General features: G+C 59.3%; 20 protein-coding genes. 15 read left to right on the top strand and 5 right to left on the bottom strand.

Annotated features, from left to right (window positions below; translation table 11 throughout):
- Position 1: 1 nt before the first annotated feature.
- Entirely contained in the window at positions 2 to 850 is an 849-nt protein-coding gene (locus ACKVY0_RS01365) for a phytoene/squalene synthase family protein (protein WP_409212986.1), read from the bottom strand.
- A complete protein-coding gene (locus tag ACKVY0_RS01360) occupies positions 847 to 1,929 on the bottom strand; it encodes a hypothetical protein (protein ID WP_409212985.1) in 1,083 nt (360 codons plus the stop codon). The genes ACKVY0_RS01365 and ACKVY0_RS01360 overlap by 4 nt, the downstream gene beginning before the upstream one ends.
- A gap of 64 nt (positions 1,930 to 1,993) precedes the next feature.
- Between ACKVY0_RS01360 and ACKVY0_RS01355 the strand changes: the two genes are divergently transcribed.
- The 4 genes from ACKVY0_RS01355 to ACKVY0_RS01340 all read left to right on the top strand — a co-directional run bounded on the left by ACKVY0_RS01355 (position 1,994) and on the right by ACKVY0_RS01340 (position 5,733).
- Positions 1,994 to 3,343 carry a PQQ-binding-like beta-propeller repeat protein gene (locus tag ACKVY0_RS01355; RefSeq protein WP_409212984.1) on the top strand — a complete coding sequence of 450 codons (1,350 nt, stop codon included), beginning with the start codon at positions 1,994 to 1,996 and terminating at the stop codon, positions 3,341 to 3,343.
- Positions 3,344 to 3,452: 109 nt separating this feature from the next.
- Entirely contained in the window at positions 3,453 to 3,884 is a 432-nt protein-coding gene (locus tag ACKVY0_RS01350; protein WP_409212983.1) for a hypothetical protein, read from the top strand.
- A gap of 27 nt (positions 3,885 to 3,911) precedes the next feature.
- Positions 3,912 to 4,283 (top strand): hypothetical protein, encoded by a 372-nt coding sequence (locus tag ACKVY0_RS01345; RefSeq protein ID WP_409212982.1) that lies wholly within the window; start codon positions 3,912 to 3,914, stop codon positions 4,281 to 4,283.
- Between the two features lie 76 nt (positions 4,284 to 4,359).
- A complete protein-coding gene (locus ACKVY0_RS01340) occupies positions 4,360 to 5,733 on the top strand; it encodes an alkaline phosphatase family protein (protein WP_409212981.1) in 1,374 nt (457 codons plus the stop codon).
- On the opposite strand, the gene ACKVY0_RS01335 is transcribed toward ACKVY0_RS01340, so the two are convergent.
- The 3 genes from ACKVY0_RS01335 to ACKVY0_RS01325 form a co-directional block, all read right to left on the bottom strand.
- Positions 5,734 to 6,063: a YbjQ family protein gene (locus tag ACKVY0_RS01335; RefSeq protein WP_409212980.1), complete on the bottom strand. Its 330-nt coding sequence runs from the start codon at positions 6,061 to 6,063 to the stop codon at positions 5,734 to 5,736. It abuts the gene before it with no gap.
- A 16-nt stretch (positions 6,064 to 6,079) separates the two neighbouring features.
- Positions 6,080 to 6,709: a hypothetical protein gene (locus ACKVY0_RS01330; protein ID WP_409212979.1), complete on the bottom strand. Its 630-nt coding sequence runs from the start codon at positions 6,707 to 6,709 to the stop codon at positions 6,080 to 6,082.
- A gap of 128 nt (positions 6,710 to 6,837) precedes the next feature.
- Positions 6,838 to 7,059 carry a hypothetical protein gene (locus ACKVY0_RS01325; RefSeq protein ID WP_409212978.1) on the bottom strand — a complete coding sequence of 74 codons (222 nt, stop codon included), beginning with the start codon at positions 7,057 to 7,059 and terminating at the stop codon, positions 6,838 to 6,840.
- Between the two features lie 108 nt (positions 7,060 to 7,167).
- On the opposite strand from ACKVY0_RS01325, the gene panB reads away from it, so the two are divergent.
- From panB to ACKVY0_RS01270, 11 genes are all read left to right on the top strand, one after another.
- Entirely contained in the window at positions 7,168 to 7,926 is a 759-nt protein-coding gene (panB, locus tag ACKVY0_RS01320) for a 3-methyl-2-oxobutanoate hydroxymethyltransferase (RefSeq protein ID WP_409212977.1), read from the top strand.
- Between the two features lie 120 nt (positions 7,927 to 8,046).
- Positions 8,047 to 9,105: a pseudaminic acid synthase gene (gene pseI / locus ACKVY0_RS01315; RefSeq protein WP_409212976.1), complete on the top strand. Its 1,059-nt coding sequence runs from the start codon at positions 8,047 to 8,049 to the stop codon at positions 9,103 to 9,105.
- Positions 9,102 to 9,866, top strand: a complete 765-nt coding sequence (locus ACKVY0_RS01310; protein ID WP_409212975.1) for a cytidylyltransferase domain-containing protein — start codon at positions 9,102 to 9,104, stop codon at positions 9,864 to 9,866. Before pseI ends, ACKVY0_RS01310 begins: the two co-directional genes overlap by 4 nt.
- A 32-nt stretch (positions 9,867 to 9,898) precedes the next feature.
- Positions 9,899 to 11,056, top strand: a complete 1,158-nt coding sequence (locus tag ACKVY0_RS01305) for an N-acetyl sugar amidotransferase (protein WP_409212974.1) — start codon at positions 9,899 to 9,901, stop codon at positions 11,054 to 11,056.
- A complete protein-coding gene (hisH, locus tag ACKVY0_RS01300; protein ID WP_409212973.1) occupies positions 11,053 to 11,667 on the top strand; it encodes an imidazole glycerol phosphate synthase subunit HisH in 615 nt (204 codons plus the stop codon). The genes ACKVY0_RS01305 and hisH overlap by 4 nt, the downstream gene beginning before the upstream one ends.
- A 2-nt stretch (positions 11,668 to 11,669) precedes the next feature.
- The gene (gene hisF, locus ACKVY0_RS01295; protein WP_409212972.1) at positions 11,670 to 12,434 is read left to right on the top strand and encodes an imidazole glycerol phosphate synthase subunit HisF; all 765 of its coding nucleotides are present in this window, start codon (positions 11,670 to 11,672) and stop codon (positions 12,432 to 12,434) included.
- Between the two features lie 185 nt (positions 12,435 to 12,619).
- Entirely contained in the window at positions 12,620 to 13,750 is a 1,131-nt protein-coding gene (locus tag ACKVY0_RS01290) for a Glu/Leu/Phe/Val family dehydrogenase (protein ID WP_409212971.1), read from the top strand.
- A 6-nt stretch (positions 13,751 to 13,756) separates the two neighbouring features.
- Positions 13,757 to 16,015: a hypothetical protein gene (locus tag ACKVY0_RS01285; RefSeq protein ID WP_409212970.1), complete on the top strand. Its 2,259-nt coding sequence runs from the start codon at positions 13,757 to 13,759 to the stop codon at positions 16,013 to 16,015.
- 13 nt (positions 16,016 to 16,028) lie between these two features.
- On the top strand, positions 16,029 to 17,606 hold the full coding sequence (locus tag ACKVY0_RS01280) for a class I adenylate-forming enzyme family protein (RefSeq protein ID WP_409212969.1): 1,578 nt from the start codon (positions 16,029 to 16,031) through the stop codon (positions 17,604 to 17,606).
- Positions 17,603 to 18,322 (top strand): VOC family protein, encoded by a 720-nt coding sequence (locus ACKVY0_RS01275; RefSeq protein ID WP_409212968.1) that lies wholly within the window; start codon positions 17,603 to 17,605, stop codon positions 18,320 to 18,322. Before ACKVY0_RS01280 ends, ACKVY0_RS01275 begins: the two co-directional genes overlap by 4 nt.
- A 63-nt stretch (positions 18,323 to 18,385) precedes the next feature.
- Positions 18,386 to 18,631, top strand: a complete 246-nt coding sequence (locus ACKVY0_RS01270) for an acyl carrier protein (protein WP_409212967.1) — start codon at positions 18,386 to 18,388, stop codon at positions 18,629 to 18,631.
- Positions 18,632 to 18,641 lie beyond the last annotated feature (10 nt).

Below are 18,641 nucleotides of genomic sequence, written 5' to 3'. Positions count from 1 at the left end.
ATCAGCGGCCAAACCGTGCCTTGATCAAGTGACTGCCGAGAATCCACACCTTATGCAGCTTGCTGAGGCGGCAGCGCTTGGTGAAGACGGGGAACTTCTCGCGCTTGAGCTTTTCGAGGATGCGCGAATAAATCGCCCCCATGATCTCGGAGGCGACCATGTTTTTGCGATCCTCCGGCGGCAGCGCCTTTTTGGCGGCAGCGTAGTAGTCACGTGCGCGGGCATACTGAAACTCCATCATCTTGGTGAAGCGTTCACTCGGACGCGCATCAAGGATCTCGCTCTCGAGGACGCCAAACTTCCGCAGTTCGCTCTGCGGGATGTAGATGCGGCCCGTGTCACGCGCATCCTGGCCGACATCGCGGATGATGTTGGTGAATTGCAGCGCATAGCCGAGGTTGATGGCGTAATCGCGCGTGGCTGGGTTTGTGTGGCCGAAAATTTCAATGCTCACGAGGCCGACCACGCTCGCCACCTTGTAGCAGTAGCCGAGGAGTTCCTCGAACGTGGCGTAGCGCGTCTTGGTGATGTCGCTGGCGACGCCGTCGATGATCTCACCGAGCCAGGCACGCGGGAAACCGTATTTTTGCGGCAGCAGCAGCACTTCATCGAGCACGGGATGGCCGGGGGGCTTGCCTTCTTCGACACACTGCTTCCAGTGGTTCAATTCCTTCTCTTTGTGTTCCGCGCTGTTGCCAGTGTCGTCAGCGATGTCATCGACGACGCGGCAGAAGGCATAAAAGGCGATCATGTCACGCCGGCGTTCCTTGGGCAGGCAAGCGAGCGCGAAAGCGAGGTTCGACTTGGCCCGCCGCACGATCTGTTCAGGAGAAAGCGTGCCGCTGGTCATGCGGAAGGAGAACGTGGAAAGCCGTGGCGCAGCATGATGAGAAGAGCGGCTAGCAATAGCCAGCAATCCAGCATGGCAAGCACCAAAGCATCCAAGGGCAGCACGATCATGTGCCACAGCGGGGAATCCGCGCTCAACGCATGCGCCATGGCCGAAGCGTAATGCGCGAGAATCAGAAAGGCGAACGCCGTGACCGCCAACGCGAGCAACGGGAGCAGCGCACGAAACAAAATCCGCAGTGCCACGGCTCCCTGATGGAAAAAATGCCCCGGCACCGCCGCCACGGCGAGTGGCAGTGCCGCGAAAATCAGCAACAATTCGATCCAGAACCAGCCACCGATACTCGATGGTGTGTTCAACTGCCAGAGCCGCCAGCTCATCCACAGCAGATCGAAACCGGCCAGCGCGGCCACGCTTTGCCAGCGGGCGAAGGTGTGCTCCAGCGCCGCCACCGCATCGCCATCCGCCTCCGTGTTCTGCGGTTTTTCCCAAGCGATGACGAAGCGAGCGACCCACACCTGCATGCTTGCGGCAGCGAGAGCGGTGAAAACATAGCGTGCGCCGAGTTTGAGTGACTCGGCACCTTCCGGCAGCATGTGCTTCATGCTGCTCACCTCCAGCACCAGCCAGCCAAAGCCGATCAAAGTAGCGGCAAGCAGCGCGAGTTTTTGCTCAGGACCAGGTTTGCGCTCGCCATAGCGATACGGCCAGCGCCAGATGCGCACGGTCAGAAACATCAGCGCCAACGGCACGAGGCACGCAAACGGCCACGGCGGGATCAACGCATGCGGCAGCACGACTAGATGCGCCGCCGCATCACGAGCGAGCGGCACAATGACTTCCCGCCAATCAGTCAGTTGCGCGAATGTATATGCCGGACTTGCCTCGCCAGTCACCGAGGCCAGCAGCATCGCCCCCGCCGTCCAAAGGATCAAAGCGGGCCGCAACCGTACGAAATCCCACGCATCGGACCAATGCCGCTGTAGCGGATGCCAGCGCAGATGCAGCGCCAAGCCGACGGCGACGCCGAGAATGGCGAGGGCGGTCGATTGCCAGTGATTCAGAGTCGGGAGATTCAAAGTGGCGATCAATTCGCGAAAACATCTCGACATGCCAGTGCGTATTCGCTTCTCTCACTCCGCCATGAAATTACCCGCCGCCCTCCTGCTCGCATCGCTTTCACTCCAATCCGCCGCTCTCGCCGAAAACTGGCCCAACTGGCGCGGCCCCAATCAAGACGGCTCCTCGACCGAAACCGGCCTGCCGGTAAAATTCAGCACCACTGAGGGCGTGAAGTGGGCGGTGGACATGCCCGGCCTTTCCGCCTCCGTGCCGGTCATCTGGGGCGACAATGTGTTTCTGACGGCCCCCATCGATGCCGAGAAGAAGCTCGTGGGCCTTTGCTACAGCAAAGAAACGGGGAAGGAAAAATGGCGCGTCACCATTTCCGAAGGCAGCGAGATTCAATGGGACGACAAGAGCAACCTCGCCAGCCCTTCTGCGGCGACGGATGGCGACCGTGTTTACTTCCTCTTCGCCAACGCCGTGGCTGCCGCGTGCGATTTCAGCGGCAAGATCGTCTGGAAGCGCGATTTCAAAGAGACGCATGGTGCTTTCGCCACGCAGTGGACCTATGGCAGCAGCCCCACCATCGACGGCGGCAAGCTGTACATCCAGGTGCTTCAGCGCAACGAGACCTTCAAGTTCCAGGACAAGTTCGAAAAGGGCACACCCGGCAAGGATTTGAGCAGCTACATTCTCGCGATTGATCCAGCCACAGGGAAAGACCTCTGGAAGCAGATCCGCCCCAGCCTCGGCAACACGGAGTCGCTGGAAGCCTTCAGCAGCCCGGTTTTCACCACTTACAAAGACCAGCGCCTCATGCTGATCTCTGGCGGTGACACGCTCACCATTCACGACGCGGCCACTGGCAAAGAATTCTCCCGCATCGCCACTTGGAACCCGCCCGGTGAGAGCTACAACAAGTTCTTCCGCCTCGTCCCCTCCCCCGTCGCCGGAGACGGCATGGCCATCGTCTGCGCACCGAAGAACTCGCCAGTCTTTGCCATGCCGCTCGACTCCAAAGGCGAAACCAAGCCCGTCTGGCAGACTGAAACCAAAGGCGTGACCAGCGATGTGCCAACGCCCGCCTTCTACAAAGGCAAATTTTACGTCCTCGACGGCGGCAAGAAGACCCTGAGCTGCCTGGAGCCCAAAACCGGCAAGGTCGTGTGGACGGGCGAACTCGGTGGCAAGACCAAGTTTGAAAGCAGCCCGACCGTGGCGGATGGCAAAGTCTATTGCATCAACTTCTGGGGCGAAGTCTATGTCGCCAAGGCCGACACCGATAAGTTTGAGCTTCTGGGCATGAACGAGATGGGCAACGGCTCCAAGCCCAACGGCAACTTCCAGAGCGTCCGCGCCAGCATCTCCGTCAGCGACAGCAGCCTCTTCATCCGCACGCAGGACAAGCTGTATCGCGTCGGGAAGTGAGTCGGTGGCCTGTTGCCGCTGAGAATACTGCGTTCTGAAGAGACCGCAGCTTGACGGCTGGATTTGAGAGCAAGAGGGTACCGATGTTCGGCTTACTCTTCTCAACTCCATGCAACGCACCGCCAATTCGAGCAGATTCGCTGCTAGGGCTCTCATCAGCCTGCGCTTCCTCATGCGCTGCTGTGGCATCGCGTTGCGCAGCATAACCTGGCATGTCTATGCGATTGTCATCGGCCCCGCTGTCATTTACTTCCTCGCGACGTGCTATCCTGGGACGCAGCAAGTGAGAAACATGCGGGCAGCATGTTCTCATATTCAGGTATTGCAGCCGTTGTTTCTGCGGGATGTTCGTTTCTTCAAAGTAAAGGCCGATGCTTACACTGGCGGTGGTGGCATGCTGTCTATCCGCGGCACGTTGAATTCTGAATCGGATTTCCCCGACCTGAAAAAAACTGTCCGGGCAAGCAACCCGCCTGTGGGCGTCATGTATGATCTACAGTGTCCGGGAAGAGACCCAATCATTTGGAAGGAGTTCAAGTGAGCAGAGTTTAGCCTCTCGACATCGAACATGAAAAAGAGCTCCCTAGAATTTCGGACCGTTCTCTCCATCCTTCTGCTGATTAGTCTGGCAGGTGTTGTTTACACCATGGTGTACGGCCCATTTCCTTTTCACCCACAAATCAGAAATCTCAAAGCGGCGGAAAGACATATTCCGGCTTTGCAACCTCTGCTCGATCAGGACCCGAGGTTTGCGAAGCTGAAAATCTCGCCTTTCACGGCTAATGGAGGGTGCCTCTCTGTATCGGGTCCTATGAATTCAGAAACAGACTTTCCCGATTTGAAAGCAATCATTGATTCGAGCCGCCCGCCCGTAGGAGTTCAATACAATCTGGATTTGCCAACCGGGATGCAGTTTGTGCACTGGTACCCCATCCCATGAAAGGCTGGAATAATTGCTGGGGCATCGACTCCGAGTGAAACCATTGTGGCGAAATTCCCGTTTGGCATACTCCGCCATGCTCGCTCGCCCCCTCACTCTCCTCGCCGCCTCCGCATCGCTCATCCACGCGGCCCCGAGCGAGCACGTCATCCTCGTCAGCATCGACGGCTGGGCGCATCATTATTTCGATGATCCCAAGTGCCACATGCCGGCGGTGAAGTCGCTCGCGGCGAACGGTGTGCGGGCGAAACGCATGGAGTGCTCGTTTCCGACGGTGACGTGGACAAATCACACCACGCTCGTCACCGGCGTACATCCGGGCAAGCATGGTGTGCTGGCGAACGAATACTTCGACCGTGCAACGCGGAAGAAGGTGCCGCTCATTCCCGATCCACTCTTCAACAAGGACGAAATCGTCAAAACACCCACGATCTACGACGCCGCCAAGACCGCCGGCTTAACCACGGCTGGGGTGATCTGGCCCGCCTCACGCGGAGCCAAGACGCTCGACTGGACGGTGCCCGATGTGTTTGAGCAGGAATTGTTTGAGAAGTACGGGACGCCATCGCTACTCGAAGAAGCGCGTGCCGCGGGCATCCCCATAGAAAAGCAGATGGAATGGTGCAAGCTCGGCAACGCAGGCAAAGCGCAGCGTGACTACATGTATGCGCAGCTCGCCACGCACATCATCAAGAAGCACAAGCCGAACTTCCTGGCCATCCACCTCGTCAGTCTCGATTCCTTTGAGCATGCGCATGGTCGTCAGGTGCCGGAAGCCTACTGGGCGGCGAATGACTCGGACAATCGCGTGGCGGATCTCATTCGCGCCACCGAAGAAGCGGGCATTCGTGACAAGACGACGTTTATCATCACCACCGACCACGGTTTCGTCACCTTCACCAAATCCATCAACGCCAACGCAGCGCTGCGGCAAGATGGTTTTGTCAAATCGGTGCTCGGCAAGAGCCTCGCGCCCGACTCGCCGGTCTTCGCGATGGCCGAAGGCGGCGCGTGCTTCGTCTATGTGCTCGATGCGGCGAACCGCGACAGCATCCTGAAGCAGATCACGCCGAAACTCGCGAAGCTGGAAGGCGTGGAGGGTGTCGTCGAAGCCAAGGACTTCGACAGCAAACTGCATCACATCACCGCCGACAAGGATGGCCGTGAGCCTGATCTCGTCCTGCTCGCAGGCGATGGCTACACCTTCACCGATTCTTTGGCCGACAACGACGTCATCATCCCGAACGATCCGCCGAAGGGCGCGCACGGCCATTTCCAGCTTGATGCAAACCTCTACGGTTGCTGCGTCATCAGCGGTGCTGGCGTGAAGCAGGGCATCGTGCTCGACGAAGTGAAGAACATCGACGTGACCCCGACGATGGCGAAACTGCTCGGCATCCCCTTCCCCGGCGCAGATGGCCGCGTACTGGACGAAGCGCTGGCAAAGTGATCAGCCCTGCTGCACCAGCACCGCCGTGCCGTAGCACAGCACCTCGGTGACACCCGGAGCGATCTCCGTGGCGTCGTAGCGCATGGCAATGATTGCATTCGCACCGAGTTCGCGTGCATGCTGCTTCATCAAATCAAAGGCCTCGGCACGCGCCTGCTCGCAGAGCTTGGTGTAGATCGAAATGTTGCCGCCAAACAAGGTCTGGATGCCCGCACCGATGGAACCGACGATCGAGCGCGAACGCACGATGATGCCACGAACGACGCCCAACTCCTGGTTAATGTGGAAACCGTGAAGCGAGTTCGCCGTGGTGGTCAGGATGTCGTGCATGACGATGATTTGAGCCTCACAGCATGCCTGGCGTGTAACGTGGCCGCGCCTCCGCGCCAGCGCCGATGCGCTGGCGCATCTCCACATCATCCAGCGCACGATCCACGGCTTCCTGCAGAGCACGGGAGGTCAGCTCGCGCAGCACCGGCACCGGAGAGCCACTGCCGGGCCGGTAAGCACCGCTCTGGCGCTCACCTTGATACACCTTCGTGAACAGCACCCGGCCGGAACCGGCTTCCAGCACGTTCACCCGGATGCGTGCATACCCATAGGGATGCACCAGAAGCTGCGCCCGCAGATCCTCGACCTCTCCTGTCAGGATAAAGCGGGCCTTGGTATCAGGCGCAACCATGCCGCGTGTTTCCAGGCCATAACCAAAGGCGTTGCGCACCACATCGCTGACGGGCAGCCGGGTTTGCAGGGTATCGACCTTCGGCCCGATGGGCATGCGCACATGACCCAGTGTCTGCGGCTCAACGCCACGCCGATCTTTGAACTTACCCACAGCGAACTCCGGCGCGCCGTGCCGCACCTGGCGGGGCATCGGCACGTAATTCAGGCTGACGACGGAGGAATTGGTGAAACAGGAAGACAAGCCGAAGGCGGCTGTGGCTCCGAGAATGACAGGCAGGCACCGGAAGTTCATGGGTGGGTATCTTTAGAACGCCTTGGCGGCGAATCAATGCGCGAGATGCGCGCTAAAGCCGCATCTGTGCGGTGAGGCGTCCTCAAGGCTTCGCGGTAGCGAACAACCGCTGGAGCTGCGGCGTCGGCTCAGGACTTCGGCTTCACCTGGTACTTGCCCGGCGTCCGATCAAACTTTCCTTTGCACTCCGCCGTGGCAAAGGCGACGCGCTTGCCGTCCTTGGAGTTGCTGTGGAAAATGAGACGAACATCTTTATGGCAGACCGGGCATTCACTGTTCACCGGTTCGGCAGCGGCGGCGGAAAATGTCAGTGCGCTGGCAAGGGCAAGAAGGGTCAGAAGAGTTTTCATGGTTGATGGAGTTGGGTGGAGGGCCGGATGGCATTCACATTCAACACAAACTAACAGAGTCTGTCACGCTTGAATTTCATGTCGATGGCGGCGATGCATCGGCACCCCATGCTGACATCCCTCGCCGAACTCCTCCAGCGCAAGGCCAGTGGCCCCAAGCTGGCCGTGCTGACCGCCTACGACTATCCCACGGCCCGGATGCTTGATGACGCGGGCGTCGATTTGATCCTCGTCGGCGATTCGCTCGGCATGGTCGTGCTCGGCCTGCCAGACACCACTGGCGTGACCATGGACATGATGCTGCACCACAGCGCCGCCGTGTGCCGGGGCGTCAAACGTACGCCGGTGATCGCCGACCTGCCCTTCGCCAGCTACCGCACGTCTGAAGCAGCGGTTTTAAATTCCAGACGCCTCATGGATTGCGGTGCGTCCGCCGTGAAGCTCGAAGGCGGCGTTTCGATGATCCCGCAGGCGCGGGCAATTATCGACGCAGGCATCCCATTCGTCGGTCACATCGGCATGTTGCCGCAGAGCGTGAAGGAGGAAGGCGGTTACAAGAAGAAAGGCAAGACCAACGAGCAAATCGACCGCCTCATCGCCGATGCTCGTGCTCTGGATGCAGCCGGGGCCGTGGCGATGGTTTTGGAGAGCATCGTGCCCGAGGTCGCCACACAGATCACCGACTTAGTCAAAGCCAGCACCATCGGCATCGGGGCCGGTTCAGGCACGGATGGCCAGGTTTTGGTCACGCCCGACCTGCTGGGCAGCTTTCCGTGGTTCCGACCGCCGTTTGCCAAACCTCACGCCGATATCGCCGGTGAGACGCTGCGTGCGGTGCGGGAATACATCGCCGAAGTGCGCGGTTAGGTAAAAAGCACACCCCCTTTCCTGCGTTTTTTTTGAGCGCGCAGATGTCGTAAAACGGCAGCACGGCACGGAGTCCGTTGAATTCATTGCCAACGCAGCTAGTCTCGGCGCTCCACAAGAATGAAGATCGGCACCCACTCCCTCGGCTCCGGCCAGCCCTGCTACATCATCGCCGAACTCTCGGCGAATCACGGTGGGGACTTTCAGATCGCCGCCGACACCATTCGCGCCATGAAGGAGGCCGGCGCGGACGCGGTGAAGTTGCAAACGTACACGGCGGACACACTGACCATCGCCAGCGACAAACCGCCCTTCAAAATCACCGGCGGCACGCTATGGGACGGCAAAACGCTGCACGAACTGTATCAGGAAGCCTTCATGCCCTGGGATTGGCAGCCGAAGCTTCAGGCACTGGCCACCGAGCTGGGGCTCGACTTTTTCTCCACGCCCTTCGATGACAGCGCGGTGGACTTTCTCGAAGGCATGAACGTGCCAGCGCACAAGATCGCCTCCTTTGAGATGATCGACCACCCACTGCTGCGCAAGGTGGCCGCCACTGGCAAACCGATCATCATGTCCACTGGCATGGCTTCACTGGAAGAAATCGAAGAATCCGTGGAAGTGCTGCGAAAGGCCAAGAGTGGCCCGGTAGCCTTGCTGAAATGCACCAGCGCCTATCCCGCCGACCCTGCGGAGATGAACCTGCTCACCATCCAGGACATGCAGCGGCGTTTTGGTGTCCCCATTGGCCTCAGTGATCATACGCTGGGCCACACCGTGCCCGTGGCGGCGGTGGCGCTCGGTGCCTGCATCATCGAAAAGCATTTCATCCTCGACCGCACCCAAGGCGGCCCCGATTCGACCTTTAGCATGGAGCCGCAGGAGTTCCGCGCGATGGTGGACGCGATCCGCATCGTCGAACAAGCACTCGGCAAGCCCGACAACTACGTCATTTCGGAAAAAGAGGCCAAGAGCAAAGCCTTCCGCCGCTCCCTCTTCGTCGTGAAGGACATTCAGGCCGGTGAAGCCTTCACACCTGACAACGTGCGCTGTATTCGTCCCGGTCACGGGCTGCACCCGCGGCTTCTTGAGCAGGTGCTTGACTCAGAAGCCATTTGTGACATCGAACGTGGCACGCCACTCTCCCTGAACCACCTTCACAGCATCACGAACCCATGAAGATCGTTGCCATCATACAAGCACGCTATGATTCCACCCGGCAGCCTGGCAAGGTGCTGCTGCCGCTGGGGGATAAATCTGTCATGGGACAGGTTGTGTCCCGGGTCCGCTCAGCAAAGCTGCTGCACTCTGTCTGGGTGGCGACGAGCACCAAACCCTCCGATGATGCGGTGCATGCCGAGGCAGAGCGCATTGGCGCTCCCTGCTTCCGGGGTAGCTCCGACGATGTGCTGGCACGTTATCAGTCCACCGCCAATGCCGCTGGGGCGGACGTCGTGGTACGCATCACCTGCGACTGCCCGCTCTTCGACGGCACACTGCTCGACGAGATGCTCGCCACGTTCACCCAGGAAGTGACTGAAGGGCGGCAGATCGACTATTTCAGCAATGTGATCGTGCGCACCTTCCCGCGTGGTTTGGACGCCGAGATTTTCACCATGGATGCACTGAACCGGGCCTGCCGTGAAGCCACGCGGACATATGATCGCGAGCATGTGACACCGTTTTTTTACAACAACCCGGAAATCTTCCATCTGCGCTCCTTCACAGGGCCGGACAACCTCACCCAGCACCGCTGGACGCTGGATACGCCGGAGGATTACACGCTCATCAGGAAAATCTATGACACCCTCGCCACTGAAGGTGGCGGCGTCACAACACAGGACATTATCAATCTGGTAACCCGCCATCCGGAACTTCAACTCATCAATTCTCACATCGAGCAGAAGAAAGATGCGCATGCCCGCGCCAATCTGCCGTAAATCCCCTTTCTCTTCCAATTTCTCCGCTCTTTATGCACCCACTCAAATATTGTACTCACTGCGTAATGCCGGACACCAAACCGGACCTCAAGCTGGATGAGCAGGGCGTCTGCAACGCCTGCCGTTCCTATGAGAACCGCAAAGAGACCGACTGGGACAAACGCAAACGTGAACTGGAGCAGTTGCTGGAGAGATACCGCAGACCAGATGGCTCCAACTGGGATTGCATCGTTCCTGTGAGTGGTGGCAAGGACAGCACATTTCAAGTCGTGCGCATGCTCCAGCTCGGGTTGAACCCTCTCTGCGTCACGTCCACGACCTGTGATCTGGCAGACATCGGCCGCCGCAATATCCAGAACCTCAAAAGCCTGGGAGTCGATTACGTTGAGTTCACCCCCAATCCAATCGTGCGGCGCAAACTCAACCGCATTGGCTTGGATCAGGTGGGTGACATCGCCTGGCCTGAACATGTGGGCATCTTCACCATCCCGGTGCGTGCGGCTGTCCAGTTCGGCGTGCCATTGCTCGTCTGGGGTGAAAACTCTCAGAACGAATACGGTGGCCCAGCAGCGGCGTCGGAAAATAACGTTCTCGACCGCCGTTGGCTGGAGGAATTTGGTGGCATGCTGGGACTGCGCGTGACTGATCTCATCGGCCTGGAAGGCATCACCGCGAGAGACATCATCCCCTATTCCTATCCCAGTGATGAAGAACTTAAGCGCGTCGGCGTGACGGGGCTGTTTCTGGGGCACTACCTGCCATGGGATGGCTATTCAAACGCCCTCATTGCCCAAGCGCACGGCTTTGAAAGCTATCCCACGACCATTGAAGGCTCCGTCGTCAATTACGAGAACCTCGACAATCATCAGCACGGCATCCACGACTACTTCAAGTTTCTCAAATTCGGTTTCGGCCGTGCCACAGACCTGGCGTGTCTGCATCTGCGCCGCGGCCGCATCACCCGCGCCGACGCGCAGGACATGGTGCGCCGCCATGATGGTAAATATCCATGGACCTACCTGGGCAAACCACTGGAGGCAATCATCGAGCCGCTCGGGATCAGTCAGGAACAATTCAACAAAATCTGTGACCGCTTCACCAACAAGAAAATCTTCCTGCGGGATGCCAAGGGCAATCTCATCAAAGACAGCCATGGCAACCTGACCAAGATCAATTACGACAACGCGTGAACGTTCTCATCATTGACTACGGCATGAGCAATCTTGGCTCCGTGCGCCGCGCATTCGAGGAGTGCGGCGCCGAGGTCAGCATCTCGGCCGATCCTGCCGATCTCGACCAGGCAGAGCGTATCGTGCTGCCAGGCGTCGGCGCTTTCCCGGACGGCATGGCCCACCTGAACGCTGCCGGCTGGCCGGACAAACTGCGCCAGACACTGACCAATCCAGACATCCACCTGCTCGGCATCTGCCTGGGCATGCAGCTTCTTGCCACTCAGGGCCATGAGAATGAAGCAACAACCGGCCTGGGATTGATTCCGGGGGAAGTCGTGAGGCTTGATCCCGACAGCACAAACGAACGCATCCCTCATGTCGGCTGGAACGAAGTGCATTTCACCCGGCCCCACCCGCTCACCAGCGGGATCAAAGATGGCACCGACTTCTACTTCGTGCACAGCTATCACTTCCGCACGACCGATGCCGCGCATGCCCTCGCCAACACGCCCTATTGTGGCGGTTTTACCTCCATCGTCAGCGCCGGCAATGTCATGGGTGCCCAGTTCCATCCAGAAAAAAGTTCCCGACCAGGCTTTCAAATCATCCGCAACTTCCTTTCACGCTGACGATGCTGAAGACTCGTGTCATCCCCACCCTGCTCTGGAAGGACTTCGGTCTGGTAAAGGGCATCGGCTTCGACAGTTGGCGGCGCGTCGGAACGGTGCTGCCAGCCATCAAGGTGTACAACACCCGTGAAGTGGACGAGCTCATCCTCGTGGACATCACCGCCACCTCAGAGGAACGCGAACCCGACTACGAATCCGTGGCCGAATTCTCTGCCGAATGCTTCGTGCCGCTGACCGTCGGCGGCGGCATCAGCACCATGGAGCACATCACTCAACTGCTACGCTCAGGAGCCGACAAAGTGAGTATCAATAGCGCCGCGTACGAGCACCCTGAACTCGTGCGCGAAGCATCGTCAAGATTCGGAGCACAATGCATCGTCGCCAGCATCGATGCTCGCCGCATGCCGGACGGTAGCCTGCAATGCCACAGCCACAGCAGCGCCAAACCCATTGGTCGTCATCCCGCCGCATGGGCTGCCGAGCTAGAAAAGCTCGGTGCCGGAGAAATCCTCATCACCTCCATCGAGCGTGACGGCACCATGCAGGGCTATGACCTTGATCTCATCCGGGTAGTCGCCGCCGCCGTGAAAATCCCCGTCATCGCCTCCGGTGGAGCCGGCAATTATGCGCACATGCTCCAAGCCGTCCGTGACGGCGGTGCCAGCGCCGTAGCCGCCGCTAGCATCTTCCATTTCACCCAGCAAACCCCGCTAGAGGCCAAAAATCACCTCGCCGCCCACGGCGTGCCCATGCGCTGGCATGGCTGAGCACCTGGCAATGATTTGCTTGCCAAAAAGCGGCGAAACAGCCACTTCCCCATTTGCACATGTCTCAAAACAACAACGTCACCACTTCCAATCTGCCACCTCATGGTGGACCACGGTTCGACGCGGCATTGAGGCTGGCACCTCTACCGGGAGATGCGCTCGTAAGACTTCAAGAACCCCGCAGCGTGCGACGATTCGCGCTGCCGGTGCGGATGGATCACGGCGGACTTCAAACATTTACAGGATGGCGCGTTGTCTATTCAAACTGCTTCGGCCCCACCAAGGGCGGCGTGCGCTTCCACCCAGCTACTAACGAGGCAGATCTCACCGCGCTGGCTTTCCGTCTGCTCCTCAAATGCGCCGTCAATGGACTGCCTCATGGCGGTGCTGGTGGTGGCGTGGCCGTCGATCCCCGCACACTCTCATCACGCGAAAAAGAGCAGCTCGCCCGCGCCTACCTTGATGCCCTTGGCGAGGAAGTCGGCCCGGACGTGGATATTCTCTCGCCCGATCTTGGCACGGACGCGCAAGTGATGGGCTGGATGGCCGATCAATTCAACAAAACACGCCGCGCCAGCATTCCTGGAGCCATCAACGGCAAGCCACCCGCACTTGGCGGCATTCCTGGGCGACCAGGAGCCACCGCGCGCGGTGCATGGGCCGTTTTGAGTGCCGTCCTCGCCGAGCGTGGCATCCAACCCGCAGGCCTTACTTTTGCCGTACAGGGCTATGGCAGCGCGGGCGGGCATCTGGCACGTGTTTTGCAGCAAAATGGCCTGCGCCTCGTCGCCGCCAGCGATTCCAGCGGCGGACTTCATTCGCCCGCTGGACTCGATGCCGAGGTGCTCTGGCAGGCCAAGGAACAGGACCGATCCTTCAAGGATTTGCAGCTTCCTGATGCCACCGCGCTCTCCGCCGTCGATGTTTTGACCCTCAAGGCTGATCTCATCATCCCTGCGGCCACGGCAGGTCAAATCACCGCTGCGCTCACGCCGCACTTGCAGTGCCGTTGGATCGTCGAAATCGCCAACAGCCCCATCGCCGCCGATGCAGAGGCCGCCGTCATCGAACAAGGCATCGAAATCATCCCAGACGTGGTGGTCAATGCGGGAGGCATCACCATGAGTCACTTTGAATGGGCACAAAACCGTGGCGGAGCACTCTGGTCGGCTGAGGATGCTCGCAGCAGGCTCGACACGCGAATGATTGCCACTGCCACTAGTATGCTCCAAGTTGCCCGCGAGCGGAGCGTTTCCCTCGCCATCGCAGCCCAGTTATTGGCATTGGAACGCCTCTCCGCGGCACTCTCCCGCTAAATACACATGTCGAAGTCTTTCTATCTGCACACCACCGTTCCTGGCCTGGATGATTCTGTCGCCGCCGAGCAGGGTTTTGTCATTTTTGGCAAGCACCCGGACCCCGAGGCCCTCCAGCCCATGGACCTGGCGATTTTCACCGTGCATCTCGCCCGCAGACTCGGTGTGATCAACCGCGTCCCGCCCCAGGCCGGTCTGCTGCCCTACGACGCTTCGCATGACAATCTCATCTTCGACGCACCGCTGGCCGGACTGGCTGTCGGACGCCGCATGCGCTTTCTGCGCGGCTGGAAGGACTACGGCAGTTGCGTGAAGTGCTTCAATGGCCTCGGCCTGCTCGGCGAGCACATCCTCAAGGAACTGCGCCGACTTCAGAAAGCTGATAAAGCCTCCCTCAAAGCCGATGCGCTCGCTTTCCTGCGCTCCCGCAAAACAACGCTCGATGAAGGCCGCGCCGCGATCTTTTCCGAAGCCGAAATCGCCGCCGTCACCGATGCCGAGATTGCCAAGATCGATCTCGAAGCGCTCGCCATCTGGAAGGTTTACGGCGCACGTCCCATCGTCTGCTCCACTTCTTCCAACATGGGCATCTCCCTCCATGAAGCGCTGCGCTTCATGCAGAAAAAGCCCGTGAGTCTGGCTGGCAAAAACTTCACCGCACTCAATGACGATGAAGGCTGGCTGATCATCTGGTGCCCTGACGAGCAGGCTGACTTCATGAATGCGGAAAAGACAGAGCATCTGCGTTCCTTGGAAACCGAGCAGCCGCCTCTCACCGTCCTGCACACCTACATTAACCGCAAACAGCGCGACCCCGGTGCGCTCAAAGATGCGCTCGACTCAGGCGGCTACTTCTTCCCCACCAATCCGCAAAGCTCGGACGAGCTGCAAAACCTGCTGGCCAACTCTCTCGGCGATGTGGCACGCGAACGCCGCTGCACCACCGCGCAGCTCCTGGCCGATGAGAAAGTGAGCTACACCCTGCGCTCGCTCGGATGCAGCATCGAAGGCAGCCGCATCGTCGTCCGTGGCGGTGTAGAGGGCGGTTTGTTCGGCCTCATGGCAGGCTATCTCGTGATGCTGGATGAAACGATCCCGCGCAATGACACGGCAGCCATCAGCACGTGGAATCAGGCCTCGATCGGTGCCGCGCTCGCCGCCGCCGTGCTCGCTGATCTTGAATTGCGCGAGCCCCAGAAGCTCAGCCCGTCCATCCGCGCGGATTTGAAGGCCACCTTCCCTGCCATCGACAGCTTCCTCAACCGTCAGCAACTCGGCAAAGATCTGCCCACACGTATTCACGGCGTCTTTGACCTCGCCAATCTCCAGTCACTCGCGCAGCTCCTCGGTGTTGTCGTCGAACGACATCTCTCCGGTCGTGGCACCGCCTACGTCGGTCTTGGCTCCAGCTCCTATGCCAACGGCAACCGCTGTTACTCGATCCTCAAGGCAAGCCTGCTTTGCAACGGCCCCTTCATGGGCAAGGAAACCTTTCATCCCGCCACACACACGCTGAACCCCATCGCGCAGGCTTTGATCTATGCCGATGACATGCACCGCGCCGCCAGCCAGCCCGCGTTTGCCAGCATGAGCGCCGAGGAGCGTGTCCGCTACATCATGCAGCATTCGAAGAAGCCGGAACCCGCCGGTGCCGCCGCCATGGCGGGCTACCTGCTCTCCCGCCTCGATGAACGCACGCTCTCCGTGATCGAACTCGCCGCCGTGCTGCGGCTCGCTGGATTTGATTCGGCCATGTTCCTCGAGTTTGCCGGATTCAACAAAGACGTCCAGGGCACCAACTGGTTCCTTCAGGAGGCGAGCGAAGAAGGCCCCTACATGGAAACGCTGGCCAAGCAGTTCCTCCAGCTCATCGACCGCGACCTCAAGGATCTCCTCGAACTCGCCCGGCATGAGCGCACGCACAGCCGCCTGAACTATCGACTCCGTCCGCTCGATCCGGCCGCCTTTGAAGCACTCAATCCAGCCGTGAACATTTACCTCACTGGTGACAACACGCGCCAGCCGAAGGCCAAGCTCGTGCAGGGCATTTTGGAACGTTACCTCGTAACGAGAGAGCAGTTGGTCACCGTTCTCAGCGAGGATCAGGCCGTGCAAAATCGCGCGCAGGCAGTGGACTTCATCACTCTGGTGAACCTCAGCTTCAGCAAGGTCGCCTCAGGCCTGAAATGGCTGCAAAACAAAATCGAAGCCACCGGCCAGGGCATCCTCGCCTCACGCATCTCCGCCATGGCGGAGAAAAACTAATCACCTCGCCTTCATGTCGCAGACCACGCTCGTTAACCGCATCCGCAGCGTCTTCGAAGAGAATCGAGACCGGGTGTTTTTGATCGAATCGATGACCGGTCGCTCGTGGACCTTCGCCGAGCTTCATGAATGGGGCCTGCGTGGTGCAGCACTGCTAAAAAGCCACGGCATTGGCAAAGGCGACCGAGTCGCCCTGGTGCTGGCGAACTCCGCTGAGTTTGCCGCGATGTACTTCAGTTGCCTCTTCATCGGTGCCGTAGCCGTGCCTGTGAACCAGGCGCTGCACACGGATGACGTCAGCTACATCCTCCAGCACAGCGGCGCCAAGCTGCTGCTCTTCTCGCGCTGCACTCGCTCCCTCGTTTTGCAGGCGACTGAGAAACTCAACACCCTGAAGCAACTGCGCGTCGCTCTCGGACAGGAGACGAGCTTCCATCCCGAGGATGTCGATGAAGCCTGGACCTTCGATCAAGGCACGACAGATCCATCAATTATCCCGCTCGCGGATGTCAACGATGACGACACACTGCTCATCCTTTTCACCTCCGGCACCACCGGGCGTCCGAAAGGTGTGGTGCATCCCGTGCGCTCCGAGTTTGGCAATGCCGTCGCCTTCAATGAAGCGATGCAGTTCGGCCCTGAGCATCGCTTTTTGCACATCTGGCCCATGGCCTACAGCAGCGGCTACCTGAACACGCTCATGTCCCCATTCATGGCTGGCAGCAGCGTGGTGCTCTCCTGTGCGTTCACCGCGCAGACCATCCTCGCTTTCTGGAAACCAGTGCTGGAGCATCAGGCAAATACGCTCTGGCTCTCACCCACGATGATGGCCTCGCTGCTGCGTTTGGATCGCGATCAGGCGGGCATCGATTACTGCCGCGCGAACGTCAAAAGCGTCTGTGTCGGCACCGCGCCTCTTGCTTTGAAACTGAAGAAGGACTTCGAGACCAAATACGGCGTCGAGTGCATGGAAAGCTACGGCTTGTCCGAGCTTCTCATCATCAGTGGAAACGTGCCCACCAAGCCACGGCTGGAAGATTCGGTCGGCAGTTTGCTCGCTGGAGTCGAGTTCATTACCACCGCTGAAAATGGCAGTCATCAGACCGCTTCGCAGGAGGGCGAGATCCTCGTCCGCACCCCCTTCAAGATGCTCGGCTACCTCAACACGGAGACTGGCGAAGTCGAGGCATCACCTGCCGATGAATGGTTCCCAACTGGCGACATCGGCCTCATGCAGGACGATGGAAGCATCTTCATCACAGGCCGCAAAAAGGATCTCATCATCCGTGGTGGTCAGAACCTCAGCCCGCGTGCAGTCCGCGAATGCCTGCTGCATCATCCCTCGGTCGATGACGCCGTCGTCGTTGGCATCCCGCATGATTTTTATGGCGAAGAAGTCGCCGCCGTGCTCAAGCTCAAGCCAGAACTTGTCCTGGCCGACGAGCAATCCTCCATCCTCCAGCACTGCCGCAAGCATCTCGCCCAGGCCGCCGTGCCGACCAAGCTCAAGCAACTCGATGAGTTCCCGCTCGGCAGCACGGGCAAGATCCTGAATCGCGAAGTCCAAAGACTGCTGGCGGCAAAACCATGATCCTCGGAGTCAGCCACATCGTCCTGGCGAGCACGGATCTCACCCGCGACAGGCAGACCTTGGAGTCCATCGGCTGGAAGACGCAGTTTGAACAGCGCAGCATCCCCACGCACCCCGGCAAGCGGCCCTTTATGAGCACTCAATCTACCGAGCAGGGTCTCATCTTCATGCATCCGGGGCAGGGCACGCCCGTCGAGCTCATCCACTATGCGGATGAGCTGCCAGACCGCTCCGATTCGCCCATGCAGATCGTCCTGCCGCAACCGCAGATTCACGCACCCCTCGGTCACCTCACCTGCCCGCTGCAATTCGCCGCCACAGCCCCCGTGCCCAGTTTGATCACCCATTTTGTCACCGACATGGATGCTGCGAGCCGCTTCTGGCAAAAAGGTCTCGGCTTCAAGCGCGCCGCTGCGCAGGACGGACCTCCGGGCAGCCTCCAGCTCGAATTCCGCAGCCTAATGCCGCACTGGCGTGCAACCCTATTGCTACTACCCCGAGAAAAGACCGCGATCCCTAGCCTTCTCGATGGCCCGGGTTTCCGTGTTATTTCCATGGTATGCTCCAACATCGACAGGGATCGTGTGTCGGCCTTCCAAAATGGTGCTCTACACTCCACCGGCATCATGGATCTAGCGGTCGCTGGAAAATCTCTGCGCCTGGAACTTCTCCAAGGTGTGGATGGTGCTATGATCGAGCTTTTGGAGGGCCAGTAAGCGCAGGAAAATAATGAATTTCAAGTTGCGAAGCAGATGACACATAGCTATGTCCAAAACCTCATGCGCTCGAATCTGATCAAACTTGTTACCCCCATCTTCAGAAATGTTTTCGATGCCCCCTCTCTGGAGGTTTCCGAATCCCTTTCCGCGGCCGATGTTGAAGGGTGGGATTCATTTGCGCATATTAACCTCATCGTGGCCCTTGAGGAGGCTTTTAAAGTCAGTTTCACCACCACTGAACTCGGTCAGATGGCTTGTGTTGGCGATTTGATTACTCTCTTGCAAGCCAAAGGGGTCAAGCCCTGATCTCCCTCCG

This window comes from Prosthecobacter sp., from assembly GCF_046154365.1.
In the GTDB taxonomy this organism is placed as follows: Bacteria; Verrucomicrobiota; Verrucomicrobiia; order Verrucomicrobiales; family Verrucomicrobiaceae; genus Prosthecobacter.
The sequence above is the reverse complement of the archived record's forward strand: the minus strand, read 5'-3'. Positions and strand labels throughout refer to the sequence as shown.

Bases quoted from the DNA above. Each gene is read 5' to 3' on its own strand.
- ACKVY0_RS01365 (WP_409212986.1), bottom strand. From the start codon at position 850: ATGACCAGCGGCACGCTTTCTCCTGAACAGATCGTGCGGCGGGCCAAG.
- ACKVY0_RS01355 (WP_409212984.1), top strand. From the start codon at position 1,994: ATGAAATTACCCGCCGCCCTCCTGCTCGCATCGCTTTCACTCCAATCC.
- ACKVY0_RS01350 (WP_409212983.1), top strand. From the start codon at position 3,453: ATGCAACGCACCGCCAATTCGAGCAGATTCGCTGCTAGGGCTCTCATC.
- ACKVY0_RS01345 (WP_409212982.1), top strand. From the start codon at position 3,912: ATGAAAAAGAGCTCCCTAGAATTTCGGACCGTTCTCTCCATCCTTCTG.
- ACKVY0_RS01340 (WP_409212981.1), top strand. From the start codon at position 4,360: ATGCTCGCTCGCCCCCTCACTCTCCTCGCCGCCTCCGCATCGCTCATC.
- ACKVY0_RS01335 (WP_409212980.1), bottom strand. From the start codon at position 6,063: ATGCACGACATCCTGACCACCACGGCGAACTCGCTTCACGGTTTCCAC.
- ACKVY0_RS01330 (WP_409212979.1), bottom strand. From the start codon at position 6,709: ATGAACTTCCGGTGCCTGCCTGTCATTCTCGGAGCCACAGCCGCCTTC.
- ACKVY0_RS01325 (WP_409212978.1), bottom strand. From the start codon at position 7,059: ATGAAAACTCTTCTGACCCTTCTTGCCCTTGCCAGCGCACTGACATTT.
- panB (WP_409212977.1), top strand. From the start codon at position 7,168: ATGCTGACATCCCTCGCCGAACTCCTCCAGCGCAAGGCCAGTGGCCCC.
- pseI (WP_409212976.1), top strand. From the start codon at position 8,047: ATGAAGATCGGCACCCACTCCCTCGGCTCCGGCCAGCCCTGCTACATC.
- ACKVY0_RS01310 (WP_409212975.1), top strand. From the start codon at position 9,102: ATGAAGATCGTTGCCATCATACAAGCACGCTATGATTCCACCCGGCAG.
- ACKVY0_RS01305 (WP_409212974.1), top strand. From the start codon at position 9,899: ATGCACCCACTCAAATATTGTACTCACTGCGTAATGCCGGACACCAAA.
- hisF (WP_409212972.1), top strand. From the start codon at position 11,670: ATGCTGAAGACTCGTGTCATCCCCACCCTGCTCTGGAAGGACTTCGGT.
- ACKVY0_RS01285 (WP_409212970.1), top strand. From the start codon at position 13,757: ATGTCGAAGTCTTTCTATCTGCACACCACCGTTCCTGGCCTGGATGAT.
- ACKVY0_RS01280 (WP_409212969.1), top strand. From the start codon at position 16,029: ATGTCGCAGACCACGCTCGTTAACCGCATCCGCAGCGTCTTCGAAGAG.
- ACKVY0_RS01275 (WP_409212968.1), top strand. From the start codon at position 17,603: ATGATCCTCGGAGTCAGCCACATCGTCCTGGCGAGCACGGATCTCACC.
- ACKVY0_RS01270 (WP_409212967.1), top strand. From the start codon at position 18,386: ATGCGCTCGAATCTGATCAAACTTGTTACCCCCATCTTCAGAAATGTT.